We start from the raw sequence: 13,555 nt of genomic DNA on the forward strand, positions 1-13,555 counted from the left end.
AGCCCAAACCGGCGGACGAACCCCGCCTCGCCGCTTGACACAACCCATAGGGACACCCCCCCACAAATCGGGCTATCTGAGATCCGAATCCGTACGCGGCACCCTGAGCCGCGTACTCGCCGCTCTGGTGATCGCGGCGACGGCGGCCACGCTCGCCGGTGGGGCGACCCCGGCGGCGAGGATGAACCGGGCAGACGGGGTGTCCGGCGAGAACCGGGCCGAGGTGCCGTGCTCCGAGATCGGCGCGCTGGCGCTGAACAGTTTGCCCTGATCGGCGCCCGGCACTTCGGTCACCTACCGGCCCGGTCCCAGGCCTGATCCCGGCGGCCCCGGACCGGTCAGCCGACACTGTGGTCACTGCTCGTGACCTTACGCCCTTACCCACCTTCTGTCGACACTGGCAAAAGTCTGGGATAAACCACCGAAAGATGTAGACACCTCGATCCCAAGTCCGCTAGCCTCCAGATCACCGAGGCATTCGGCTAGGTAACCAAAGAGTTTGGCTGCCCGACCGGACGCCGTCGGGCGGGCACGGCACCCGCCTAACGGTGACAACCTCGCCGGGGCCGTGGCACCCCCCGGAAACACTGGACGCATCCGATCGGCGCGGCGGCGCGCGCCTCCACCTCCGTCGCCCAACTCACCCCTGGCCCGCCTGGGCAGTCGTCACCTGTCGGACCCGCCCGGACATTTCCCGTCACCCACCCACCCGCACACCCCGGCATCACCACCACACCCGCCCGGCGCCGGCCGCCTGCCCCGAGTGTCGGTGAAGCGCGGCCGCACCCGTACCCCCACTGGTCCAGTTTCCGCGCGCCCAGATCGCCCCGGCCGGTGGCCGACCATGCACCGAGTCCGTCCGAAATAACCCGGTCTGTAATGGAAGGTACGTTGAGATGGCAGTCGATCCTGATCAACACGGCGAAGCTTTCCGCCCGAGCGGAGCACCGACCCGACCGAGACGGTCGCTGACCGCGCTGGCGGCCGTGGTCGGCATGGTCCTCACCACCACATTGGCCGCGGCGCCGGTCAACGCCCGCCCAACCCACGGCGGTCCACCGGAGTACCGGGCCGCCCAGGTGCTGACCTGGACCGCCGGCAACGACGTCACCGCGTACACCTCGGCACCGACCACCGCCGAGCCCGGACCGGCGACGCTGGTCTTCGAGAACAGCGCCGCGACCGGCAACACCAGCGGCATGCAGCACACGCTCACCTTCGAGACCGGTGACCCGACCTACAACCAGGACGTGAACGTCAACATCCTGGCCGACCCGTACGACGCCAACGGCGGTCTGTGGACGGTCGACGTGGTACTCACCCCGGGGACGTACCGGTACTTCTGCGCCATCCCCGGCCACGGCCTGATGAACGGGCTGCTGGTGGTCAGTGCCGTCAGCACCGAGGACACCACCGCACCCCAGGTGACCGCGGCGCTGTCCGGGCCGCGCGACGACGACGGGGCCTACCTCGGTGCCGCCACCGTCACCCTCACCGCCACCGACGACATGTCCGGTGTCGACACCATCGAACACTCCCTCGACGGCGGCGGGTTCCGCGAGTACACCGCACCGGTCACGGTCAACGAGCCGGGCCAGCACACGGTCGCCTACCGGGCGACCGACATCGCCGGCAACACCTCCGACCCCGGATCGGTCACCTTCACCGTCGCCCCGCCACCGGACCCGGACACCACCGCACCCACGGTGACCGCGTCCGTGTCCGGCGCCCAGAGCGAGGTCGGCTCCTACCTCGACACCGCAACGGTCACCGTCACCGCCACCGACGACGACTCAGGAGTCGCCAGTGTCGAGTACTCCCTCGACAGCGGCGCGTACACCGACTACACCGCCCCGGTGACGGTGAACAGCCCGGGTGCGCACACGGTCAGCTACCGCGCCACCGACGAAGCCGGCAACACCTCCGACCCCGGATCGGTCACCTTCACCGTGGTCGCCGGCGGCGGCGACCCGCAGTGCCGGGTGCTGGACACCCGGCCGACGGTCTGGCTGGGCACCCGCAACAGCGAGGTGACCAACCGGCAGGTGGGTCCGGGCTGCACCATCAACAACCTGATCGCCAGCGAACGGATCTGGCGCAATCACAACGAGTTCATGCAGCATGTCCGGGCGGTGGTGAAGAACCTGCGCGAACAGGGCGTGATCAGCCAGGCCGAACGGGTCACCCTGATCGACACGGCCAAGCTGTCCGCGGTCGGCAAGTCGGACGCCCACACCGGCTACCAGTCAATCCTCAACCGGTCGGGCGCATCGTTCGATCAATGGGAACAGGTCGGTGCGGGCGGCTTCACCCGCAACGCCGACGGCTCGGTCACCAGCCGGCCGGTCGCCGGACTCGGCCTGCTCTGGTTCCCGATCCGCAGCTATGGCGATTTCTCGATGAAGCTGCAGTGGCGCGACGACGCACCGGGTGACGCCCGAGCCAACAGTGGCGTCTTCGTCCGGTTCCCCGCCGTGCACCAGCACCCGCAGGAACCCCGGCCGGAATGGGTGGCCATCAAGTACGGCCACGAGGTGCAGATCTTCGACAGCCCGGTCGGCGACCGCTACAAGACCGGTTCGGTGTACGGATTCGGCGGCGTCGACGTCGACGCCGCCGGGGTCACCCCGAAGGGCACCTGGAACGACTACGAGATCCGGGTGGCCGGGCAGCACTACTCGATCTTCCGCAACGGGGAGCTGGTCAACGAGTTCGTCAACACCCCTGACCTGGTGTTCGACCCGCCCCGGGCCGACGACCCGGGCGGTGCCGGCCGGCAGCGTACCGAAGGTTACCTCGGCCTGCAGGTGCACGGCGCGGACGACATCGTCAGCTTCCGCAACGTCCGGATCGCCCCGCTGACGCCGTGAGCGGACCGGGACCCCGACGGACACACCACCACCCCCCGACCGGCGATGACCGGCGCGACGAACAGGAACGGACGTTGAACGAGACGACGCATCTGAACACCGACCCGATCGACGAACCAGCCAGACCGGGTGGCCCGGGTGGCAACGGCGTAGGCCGGGCCCTGGTGGTCCTGGCGGTCCTGGCGGTCACCTTCGCAGGCGCCGGCACCGCGTACGCCGTCAACCAGAGCGCCACCGACCCGGTGGCCGCAGCCGTGCCGGCCGACGGCGTGGTGCCTGAGGGCTGCGTGGCACCGGACCGGGAACTGCAGCTGTACGCCGTGGAGCTGCCCCGCGACCCGGTGACCAACCAGATCCGGCTGGGCTACGGCCTGACCCCGCAGACCGCCTCCTACCCGGGCCCGACGATGGAGATGATCGAAGGCGAGTGCCTGGCGATCACCCTGCACAACCAGGTGACCGCCGAGACGCTGGGGCAGCTGCGGACCGATCCGGAGCACCCGCTCGGTGTCTCGTTGCACGCGCACGGGGTGAAGTACACCCAGGACTCCGACGGAACCGTACACAGTGGCTCATATGTCGGGCCGGGTGAGTCCCGGACCTACACCTGGTACGCGAAGCCGCGCAGTTCCCGGACCGGCTCGCCGGGCACCGCCGGCTACTGGTGGTACCACGACCACGTGGTCGGCGGCCCGCACGGCACCCAGGGCATCGGCTCGGGCCTGTTCGGCGGCCTGGTGGTGCGCCGGCAGGGCGACCCCCGGCCGGACCGGACCTATGTCACGGTCTTCGGCGACCGCCAGTCGATCAACCTGCGCCGCGGGGCCGCGACCGACGACTGCGACCTGGACAACCCGGTGCCCGGCCCGGCCTGCTTCGTCGCGAACGTCGGCGAGCGGGTCGAGTTCATCGTGGTCGGCACCGGCGACGACATGCACACCTGGCACGTGCACGGCCACTCCTGGGCGGACACCCGCACCGGCGTGGTCGCTGGCGACAACAAGGCGATCGTCGACTCCATCCCGGTGATCGACAACAAGACCCTCGGTCCCGGCGACTCGTTCGGCGTGACCATCGTCGCCGGCGACTCGGTCGGACCGGGCCACTGGATGCTGCACTGCCACATGCAGTTCCACTCAGACCTGGGCATGGCCACCACCCTGCACGTCCTGGACGAGAACGGACAGATGCCGCCCGGCGGTCACCAGCACCGTGCGGTGCTCGCCCAGTCGGGTGTCGACGTCGGCGGCGAGCCGGCCACCGACCTCCAGGCCGGTGCCGGACACGACGGCCACCAGAACTGAACCGTCCCAGCCACCCCACCCCGGCGCATCCCGCGCCGGCCGCTGTAAGGAGCAGGAATGGCCGACAGACGCCATTTCAGATTCCCCCGACTGCGCCACCGATCAGCCGCCGCGGCCGCGGCCGTTACCCTGCTGGCCGGTCTGCTGACCGCGCCGGTCTCCCCCGCCCAGGCCGACCCCACGCCACCCACCTGGGGCAACCGGGTCGTCAACGTGCTGGTCTTCCACGGCCCCGAGGCCGAACAGAGCGACCCGGTCCGCCGGGCCACCAACGTCATCCGACGGCTCGGCAACGAGCACGGCTTCTACGTGCACTCGTCCGACGATCCGAGCGTGTTCAACCCCGACAACCTGGCCCGCTACCGCAGCGTGGTCTTCCTCTCCACCGCCGGTGTCACCCTCGACGACGCACAGGAGGCGGCGTTCCAGGCGTACGTCAAAGGCGGCGGCGGCTTCGTCGGCGTGCACGACGCGGCGTACGCCCAGCCCGGATCGGAATGGTTCACCGGTCTGCTCGGCACCCGGCCGGCACCCACCCTGCCGCCGGCGGAGACGGTGGTCGAGGCGAGCGCCAGCGGCAACAACCCGCCGAACGAGACCGCCAGCCACGCGTTCGACCGCGCCACCGGCACCAAGTGGCTGACCCGCTCCCCGACCGGCTGGCTCGCCGGTGAGCTGGCCGAGCCGACCGTGGTCAACCGGTACGCGCTCACCTCGGCCAACGACTTCCCCGGCCGGGACCCGCGGGACTGGACGCTGCAGGGGTCCAACGACGGCGAGAGCTGGACCGATCTGGACCGCCGGACCGGGCAGAGCTTCCCACAGCGGTTCCTCACCCGGCAGTTCGCGTTTGACAACACTGACGCCTACCGGCACTACCGGCTGGACATCACGGCGAACAGCGACGAGCCGCTGACCCAGCTCGCCGAGCTATGGCTGATCGGCGCCGACGCCGGTGCGGCACCGGAGACCCAGGTCCAGCAGGCAGAGGTCGACGTCACCGACCGCAACCACCCGGCAACCCGCGACCTGCCGATGAACTGGACCCGCGACGACCAGTGGATCAGCTGGGACCCGAACCCGGTTGGCCGGGTGCACGTCGTCGCCCAGGTCGACGAGACCAGCTACGACGCAGGGCTCAGCGGCAACGGACCGTTCCACCCGGTGGCCTGGTGCCACGACTACGACGGTGGCCGGTCGTTCTACACCGGAATGGGCCACACCGAGGCAAGCTGGGCCAAGGACCTACAGTTCCGCGAACACGTCCTCGGCGCGATCCGGTGGACCGCCGGCACGGTACGCGGTGACTGCCAGGCGACGATAGCCGCCAACTACCGGATCGAGCGGCTCACCGGCACCAACCAGCAGGGCGAACTGGATCAGGTCGGTGAACCGCACGGCCTGACCATCGCACCGGACGGCACGGTCTTCTACATCGGCCGCGCCGCCTGCCCCTCCGGGGCGATCCCCGACTGGTCGAACCCGGACATCGGCAAGGGCTGCGGCACCATCCACCAGTGGGATCCGCAGACCCGGCAGGTGAAGCTGCTCACCACCCTGGAGGTGATGGGCAACCGGGGCAGCGGCAGCGAGCTGGTCAAGAGCGAGGAGGGTCTGCTGGGCATGACCCTGGACCCGGCGTTCACCGACAACGGCTGGTTCTACGTGTACTGGATGCCCCACGAGTCGATCGACCGGGAGAACCGGATCGGTCAGCGGACCGTGTCCCGGTTCACCTACGACCACGACAACGCCAGCATCGACCAGGCCACCCGTGAAGACCTGCTCAGCTGGGACACCCAGATCCACAGCTGCTGCCACGCTGGGGGTGGGATGACCTTCGACGACGCGGGCAACCTGTACGTCAGCACCGGTGACGCCAACTCGTCCGGTGGCTCCAGCGGCTATTCCGGCAACAACTGGACCCAGGAGTACGCCGGCGTCTCGTTCCAGGACGCCCGCCGTACCGCCGGCAACACCAACAACCTCAACGGCAAGATCCTGCGGATCACGCCGGAACCGGACGGCACGTACAGCATCCCGGACGGCAACCTGTTCACCGGCGAGGAGGAAGGCGGCGGCAAGACCCGTCCGGAGATCTACGTGATGGGGGTACGCAACCCGTCGCGCATCGCCTGGGATCCGGTCAACGACTGGCTGACCGCTGCCTGGGTCGGCCCGGACGCCACCAACCCGGACCCGGAGCTCGGGCCGGCGAAGTACGAACACGCCACGATCATCACCTCCGCCGGCAACCAGGGCTGGCCGTACTGCATGGGCAACCGCCAGCCGTACCGGGACCGCAGCAACACCGACGCGGCGGTACTGACCGGCTGGTACGACTGCGACAACCCGCGTAACACCTCGCCGCGGAACACCGGGCTGGTGGAGCTGCCGCCGGTACGCGACAACATGATCTGGTACTCACCGCAGGGCGGCGGCCCGGTCTTCCCGACCCGGGCCGATGGCAGCGGGTTGCCCACGTACGAGCCGGGCGAAGAGACCTTCACCCGGCCATACCTGCGTGGCGGCGGCCAGGCCGTGATGAACGGCCCGACGTACCACCGCTCACAGGTCGACACCGACAGCGGTGTGGCGTGGCCGGCGCACTGGGACGGGAAGTGGTTCATCGGTGACCAGTCCAACGCGGACAACCGGGTGGCAGTCACCGTCGACCCGGCGATGGTGCCCGACCATGGTGCCCCTGCCTACGCGGAGGATCTTCGGGCGGTCATACCAGGTGGCAACGGCGGCACCCAGTTACAGCACTGGATGGACGCCAAGTTCGGCCCGGACGGCGCGCTCTACCTGCTGGACTACGGCGGCGGCTTCTTCACCCTGCACGGCAACCAGAAGCTGATCCGGATCGTCTACGACGGCGGCGCGCAGACCCCGGGACCGGAGTACGCCTCGGCCCGGGTCCCGGATCCGAGCGACCCGCGCACGGTCACCTTCTCCAGCCACCGGGTGGGCGGGGTGGCCTGGGAATGGACCTTCGGTGAGGGCAACCGGGTGTCACACCTGCCGCACCCGACCCACACCTACCGCAAGCACGGACAGTTCGAGGCGACGGTGAAGGTGACCTACGCCGACGGCGAGGTGGCCGAGCACACCGTCGTGGTCGACACCGGCTGCGACGCACCGGACGCTCGGGGGACGGTCTGGCTGCTGGACACCGACACCGGCGTACCGAATCACGATGCCGGTGCCGGGTGCACGGTCAACGATCTGATCGACGACGAGCGGCAGTGGCCGAACCAGGGCTCGTTCACCAGCCACCTGGACGAGGTGCTGGCGCAGCTCACCGACGCCGAGGTGCTCGACGAGCAGGAGGCGGCGACGCTGCGTACCGCGGGCGCCGACTCCCCCGTCGGCCGTACCGACGGCTACCGGACGTTGTTCGACGGCACCAGTCATTCGCTGTCCGGCTGGCGGCAGGCCCCCGGCGGCACGTTCAAACTGCTACCGGACGGGTCGATCAGCAGCTCCGGCGGGCTGGGCATGCTCTGGTACGGCGAGGAGGAGTTCGCCGACTACTCGCTGCGGCTGCGGTTCAAGGACGTCTCGCCGGGTGACACCCGGGCCAACAGCGGGGTGTTCGTCCGGTTCCCGGATCCCCGGGTGCCGGTGGACGAGCGTCCGGAGGGCAGCTGCGGCACGGTCGGCTCCGCCCGCAGTTCCCAGGCCTGGGTGGCGATCTTCTGCGGCCACGAGATCCAGCTCTACGACGGGGCAAGCGGGGAACCGCAGAAGACCGGGTCGATCTACAACTTCCAGCCTAACGACCTGGACCAGGCGCTGCCCGCGCCGAAGGGCGAGTGGAACGACTACGAGATCCGGGTGGTCGGGCAGCACTACACGATCATCCGTAATGGGGTGACGATCAGCGAGTTCGACAACGTGCCGGGCAAGCAGTCGTCCCGGGCCGGCGACCCGCCCACCGATCTGCGCCAGTTCGTGAGCGGATTCATCGGTCTGCAGAACCACGGCAACAGCGACGTAATGGAGTTCCGCGACGTACGACTACGGACTCTCTGACCGGTGACGTGCCGGGTCCGGACACATCGTCCGGGCCCGGCACGTCAGGTCGTCGGGGCCCGGCACGTCAGGTCGTCCGACCGGCGGCCTTCGTCCAGAGTTCGGTGACGACGACCCGCCGCAACGACGGCACCAGCACCGTGTAGCCCGACCAGACCAGGCCGATCGCGGCGCACGAGGCGGCCGTGTGGAGCAGTCCGTCACCGGCCAGTGCCCGACCGACGAGGGCCGCCACCGCCACCGCCGGGGCCAGCAGCGACAACAGCCGGACCAGTTGGCGCAGCAGGTGCAGCGACAATGCCGAGCCGACCAGCATCACGAGGCTGGCGACCGTCGCGGCGACACCGATGGTGACCGGACCCCAGGAGCGCCACATGACGAGGTTGACCACGGCGGCGGCACCGAAAGCCAGCCCGTTGACCACCGCCACCCGCCGGTTTCGACCCCGGGCGTTGAGCACCTTCACGAAGGTGTATCCGAGCACGTGCGCCCAGATGCCGAGGGAGAGACCGAACAGCATGACCGACGTCACGTCCACCGCCCGGTCGTCGAACGCGCCGCGGGCGTAGAGCAGCGAGATGATGCCGCGGGCGTTCACCGTCAACGCGACGGACAGCGGGATCGTCACCAGCAGGACCGGGGCGATCAGCCGCTCCAGCCCCGCGACGACCTCGTCGCCGCGCATCCTGGCGAAGGCGGCGAGGCTGGCCAGGCCGAGCGGGGCGGCGATCAACGCCATCAGCGAGTCGACGACGAACCGGGAGTACTCGGTCGCGGCGACCACCTCGATGCCGAGCAACGAACCCACCGCCCGCTCGACGGCGATCGACCCCTGCAGCAGCACCGGAAGCAGCAGCAGCGGGCGGAGCCGACGCCAGAACATGGTCAACGCCACCGCGTACTGCGGCCGCGACGTGGGCGGCAGGGATCCGTCACCGCCGTCGGCACGCAGATACCCCTTGCGCCGGACCCAGTACGCCCCCCAGAGGAAGAGCACCACGTACGGCGCGGTGAAACCCCAGGCGAGCAGGACCACGTCGCCGGTGAGATAGGCGAGCAGCGTCGCGCCGATCAGGCCGACGCTCTGCACGCAGGCGCGCAGGTTGACCAGGCTGACGTCGTCGCGGGCCAGGGCAACCAGCGTGTACAGCGCGTACTGCACGTAGAACGGCACCGAGAACGCCGCGATGGTCAGCATCGCGACGGCGAGCGCGGCGGCTGCGTCGTCGAGACCGGGTCCGAGCAGTGCGATCCACAACTTCCGCAGTAGCAGCAACGCGACGACCAGCAGCATCGAAAGTCCACCCAGGATCGTCCGGACCGCCCGGTAGAGCGCCAGCGCCAGCGCCGGGCTGTCCTGCCGGTAGCGCACGTAGATCGGCAGGAATCCAGCGGACAGCGCGTCCGCGGTGAAGAAGTTGACCGGCACCATGGTCGCGGTCTGCGCGACCCGGTTCGCCCCCACCGCCCGGCCGGCGCCGAACAGGGCCGCCAGTAGCACCTCGCGGACGATGCCGAGGAGCTTCCCGGCGATACCACCAAGTACGAGACGGAGAAAGGTGCTAGCCACGACTCGTCGCCAGCCCGGTCACACCAGCTCCCGGTAGAGTGACTCGAGCTTTGCGGTCTGTCTGCTCAGGTCGAAGCGGTCCTCGACCATCTTCCGTCCGCCGGTCCCGAGCCGCTGGCACAGGTCCTGATCACCGAGCAGCGCGACCAGGCGATCAGCGAGCGCGGCGGGATCGCGCTCCGGCACCAGGTAGCCGGTGACGCCGTCGACGACCGCCTCGGGGATGCCGCCGTGTCGCGTGCCGACGACGGGTCGATTGGTGGCGGCCGCCTCCAACAGCGCCATGCCGAGCCCTTCCTGGTCACCGTTGGCCGCCGTCACGCTCGGCAGGCACAGCACTCGAGACTGTGCAACCGTGGCCAGTACCTCGGCGTGCGGACGGACCCCGAGGAATCGCACCGTCTCCGCTACGCCCAGCTCGGTGGCGAGTGCACCCAACTGCCCATGCAGCGGGCCGTCGCCGATGATGACGAGTTCTGCCGTCGGCACGGCTCGATGCACGACGGCGAAGGCATGCAGCAGATCAGCGGTGCCCTTCTTCTCGACCAGCCGGGCGATGTGCACGATCCGGGGTGTCTCCGGCAGCGGCACCGGTTTGACGACCTCGGTGTCCACCCCGATCGGGAGCATCAGAGTCCGCTCGGCCGGGTAGCCCCACTCGATCGCGCGCCGCTGGATGTGCTCGGAGACGCAGACGAACGTCGCTCCGCTCTCGAACAGCGACCGTCGCCAGGTGACGTAGTTGACCCAGGACAGCTTGCGGGAGGCCAGCAGCTGTCTCCTGGTGACGCTCACGTCGAAGCCGTGCAGGGTGGTCACCAGCGGCACGCCGAGTGCCCGTGCGGTAGGGACGGCGAACACCCCCTCGACGCCGAAATGCGCGTGCAGGAGCCGCACCTCACGGTCTCGCAGCGTCCGCACCAGATGACCGGACCTGCGGGTCAGCAGGTACGACATGGTTGCCAGCCGGCCGTGGGGGGCGAGGCTGACGACGTCAGCGCCGGCCGGCACCCGCAGCGCCGGGTCCCGACCGACGAAGACCGGATGGTACGTACGCATCGCCAGCGCCTGCGCCTGGATGAACGTCTCGGACGGCTGGAACAGCTGGTGGCGCACTATCCCGACGCTCGGTCTGCCAGACACGTCGGACCTCCTCGGGAAGCGGATGAATCAAAAAGCACAGGAGCAGGGCAATCACCGGGATCGTATGGATGTCGCCGAAGATGTCGGTGTTCTCCCCCATCGCCTGGATGCAGACCCAGGCAACGGCCGCACCGGTCCAGGCGACGAACATCGCGTTGCGCGGAGAGTCACCGGCCGCTGCGCGGGCGACGAGCCGGAGTTCGGCGACGAGGAACCCGATCGTCGCGGCAAGACCCAGCAGGCCGGTGGACGCCCAGGCCGCCAGCAGGATGTTGTGCGGTGGGAAGGTGTCGTCGTAGATGTCGTTGCGGCGCGCGTAGTCGGCGAAGCCTTCGAGCCAACCACCCCAGCCGAGCCCCAGCACCGGACCGTCCCGGAACGCCGCGACGGCGTACCCCCAGATCTCGGTCCGCTGGCCGAACGCCGTGCGGACCGCGCCGAGGAAGCCGCCGCCGTCGCCGAGGGTCACCACCAGCACCGCCGGCACCGCCGTGGTACCTACCACGGCCACCAGGAGGCGGCGAGCCCGGACCGTCATCCGGGTCTGCCAGTGGTACGCGACGACCACGGCCAGCGGCAGCACCACCGCAAGCACCCGGCACGCCTTGGAGCCGGTGAACCACACCCCCAGGTAGCCGACGAGCCCGCAGATCAGCACGATCCGCTGCCGGGTGACCGACCAGATGGCGAACGCCGCCATCGCGCAGACGCCGAGGAACAGCCCGGCGACGTTGCCGTTGACGAACACGCCACCGGCCTTCGCCGGGTCAAGAACGTTGTTCCGGTTGACGTCGAACAGCCCGGCGACGGTGTTCTGCCCGGCGAAGTATCCCGCGATCCAGCGGAGGTAGGCGTTCTCCACATCGGGAAAGAGCTGAAAGACCGCGACCAGGCCGGACTGCGCGACGACGAACGGCCACAGCAGGTAGTGGGCCCGGTAGAGCAGCCATGGATCCTCCCGGGCCGCGTTGTCCATCAGCACCAGCGTGACCAGGAACTGCATCAGCAGCATGGTCGGCAGCCGCCCGTCCCCCGGATCCGGCGACCAGGCAAACGCCGCCAACCGGGCCAGCAGCAGTACGAACACGCTGCGCACCAGGGCGGTGCGCAACAGTCGGCTACCGGGGGTGCGGCACGCCCGAGCGGCGACGACCGGCGCCAGCGCCAGAGCGGCGACCGTCGACAACGGGATGTCGATCGTGCCAGCCGGCAGGAGATACAGCTGCGGTACCGCGAGCGCGAATACGATCATGACGCCGGTCCGTTGCGGTACCTGCGCCGCAGCGGCCATGCTCCGGGTGCGCATTGTGGGGCCTCGATCGGGGGTCGGAGGAGTCGGAAGAGCCGGTGAGTTCGGTCATCCGGCGGCGGTCCGCCGGGCGGTGAGCAGCGCGGCCAGCAGGTGACGCAGCAGCTGACCACGCTCGCCCCAGCCGTGCCGCCCGGCGCTGTCGATCCGTTCGGCGATCACCTCGTCGGTGACCGGGGTCAGCAACCGGCCCAGATGTTCGGTGAATTCGTCGTCCCCGGCGGTGACGACGTGCGGGTTCGACTCCGCCACCCGGCGCACCGATGGCAGCGCGGTGCTAAGCACCGCGAGGCCGGCCGACAGGTACTCGAAGCACTTCAACGGGCTGACGCCGACGGTGTACTCGTTCAGCGCGTACGGGACCAGACCGACCGCGCAGCTACCGGCCACCTCGGCGAGCTGCGACGGGGTGAGCAGACCGACGTGGCGGGCACCCACCCGTTCGAGCCGGCGCAGCTCGGCGGTGAAGCTGCCGCCACCAGCGGCGAGTGGGCCGGCCAGGATCAGCTCACCGCCCAACTCTCCGACGGTGGCGCCGACCCGCTCCAGCAGCGCGACGTCGAGCTTGGCGGTGGTGAGGTTGCCGGAGAAGATCACCGCCGGTCGACGCTCGACCGCCGGACGGCTGCCCCGCTGGAACACCGTGGTGTCCGCGACGTTCTCCAACAGCTCGATCCGGGAGAAGCCGGACAACGCCAGGTGTTCGCGTACCGCGTCGCTGGTCGCGATCGCGACCACGCCAGGCCGGGCGGCGAGGTCGCGCTCGCCGTTTGCCACGGCCACCGGGTCGACGCCGGGGAACCTGGCCAGCAGGTCGACACAGTGGTAGACGACCACGTCGGCCGCATCCTCAAGCCCGTAGGTCACCGGGGCGAACGTCCACAGCACCCGGGGCCGGTCACCGGTGAGCCAGTCCGCCGTCGCCCGGCGCAGGACTGCCTGGTTCAGTCGTCGCGTCGGTGCCCGGTGCACCGGTACCACCAGCGGCGAGACGATCGTGGTGTTCGCCGGCCTCACTCTGGCCGGTTGGCAAGGCACCGGACCGGCCGACGCGCCGAAGGCCCGCCGGGCGCGGCCGACCATCCGGGCAATGTCGTCAGGACGCAGCGTCGGTCGACGTAGACCGAGCGATTCCACGAAGGTGACCCGCGCACCGACCGCCAACTCCCGGGTGACGTAGTGCTGGTTGGTGGGTACGGCCGAATCCCATTCGGCCGTACCCAGGATCAGCACGCTGACCGCAGAATCTCTCGCACCGCCCGGTGTACTCAGCATCGCCCATCCCAACGAGTCCGCCGGGCAGAGGAATCGACAGTTGCCC

The 13,555-nt window shown here is 69.6% G+C and carries 8 protein-coding genes; 3 read left to right on the forward strand and 5 right to left on the reverse strand.

The window, feature by feature from the left end; translation table 11 throughout:
• Window positions 1-72: 72 nt before the first annotated feature.
• Complete coding sequence (locus ACFHWU_RS10740) at window positions 73-285, reverse strand: hypothetical protein (RefSeq protein WP_416590419.1); 213 nt, start codon at window positions 283-285, stop codon at window positions 73-75.
• Window positions 286-896: 611 nt separating this feature from the next.
• Here ACFHWU_RS10740 and ACFHWU_RS10745 point away from each other — a divergent pair.
• From ACFHWU_RS10745 to ACFHWU_RS10755, 3 genes are all read left to right on the forward strand, one after another.
• Window positions 897-2,870: an OmpL47-type beta-barrel domain-containing protein gene (locus ACFHWU_RS10745; protein ID WP_416590421.1), complete on the forward strand. Its 1,974-nt coding sequence runs from the start codon at window positions 897-899 to the stop codon at window positions 2,868-2,870.
• A gap of 74 nt (window positions 2,871-2,944) precedes the next feature.
• A complete protein-coding gene (locus tag ACFHWU_RS10750; protein WP_416590423.1) occupies window positions 2,945-4,174 on the forward strand; it encodes a multicopper oxidase domain-containing protein in 1,230 nt (409 codons plus the stop codon).
• Window positions 4,175-4,231: 57 nt separating this feature from the next.
• Window positions 4,232-8,212, forward strand: coding sequence for a ThuA domain-containing protein (locus ACFHWU_RS10755; protein WP_416590425.1), 3,981 nt, complete (start codon window positions 4,232-4,234; stop codon window positions 8,210-8,212).
• Between the two features lie 67 nt (window positions 8,213-8,279).
• Here ACFHWU_RS10755 and ACFHWU_RS10760 read toward each other — a convergent pair whose 3' ends face one another.
• The 4 genes from ACFHWU_RS10760 to ACFHWU_RS10775 all read right to left on the reverse strand — a co-directional run bounded on the left by ACFHWU_RS10760 (window position 8,280) and on the right by ACFHWU_RS10775 (window position 13,509).
• Window positions 8,280-9,713 (reverse strand): lipid II flippase MurJ, encoded by a 1,434-nt coding sequence (locus ACFHWU_RS10760; RefSeq protein ID WP_416590427.1) that lies wholly within the window; start codon window positions 9,711-9,713, stop codon window positions 8,280-8,282.
• 87 nt (window positions 9,714-9,800) lie between these two features.
• The gene (locus ACFHWU_RS10765; protein ID WP_416590429.1) at window positions 9,801-10,841 is read right to left on the reverse strand and encodes a glycosyltransferase; all 1,041 of its coding nucleotides are present in this window, start codon (window positions 10,839-10,841) and stop codon (window positions 9,801-9,803) included.
• Complete coding sequence (locus ACFHWU_RS10770) at window positions 10,777-12,177, reverse strand: O-antigen ligase family protein (protein ID WP_416590431.1); 1,401 nt, start codon at window positions 12,175-12,177, stop codon at window positions 10,777-10,779. Before ACFHWU_RS10770 ends, ACFHWU_RS10765 begins: the two co-directional genes overlap by 65 nt.
• Window positions 12,178-12,282: 105 nt before the next feature.
• Window positions 12,283-13,509 carry a glycosyl transferase family 1 gene (locus tag ACFHWU_RS10775; protein ID WP_416567677.1) on the reverse strand — a complete coding sequence of 409 codons (1,227 nt, stop codon included), beginning with the start codon at window positions 13,507-13,509 and terminating at the stop codon, window positions 12,283-12,285.
• Window positions 13,510-13,555 lie beyond the last annotated feature (46 nt).

Origin of the sequence: Micromonospora sp. LOL_015, assembly GCF_048060275.1 — a bacterium.
GTDB lineage: Bacteria > Actinomycetota > Actinomycetes > Mycobacteriales > Micromonosporaceae > Micromonospora_E.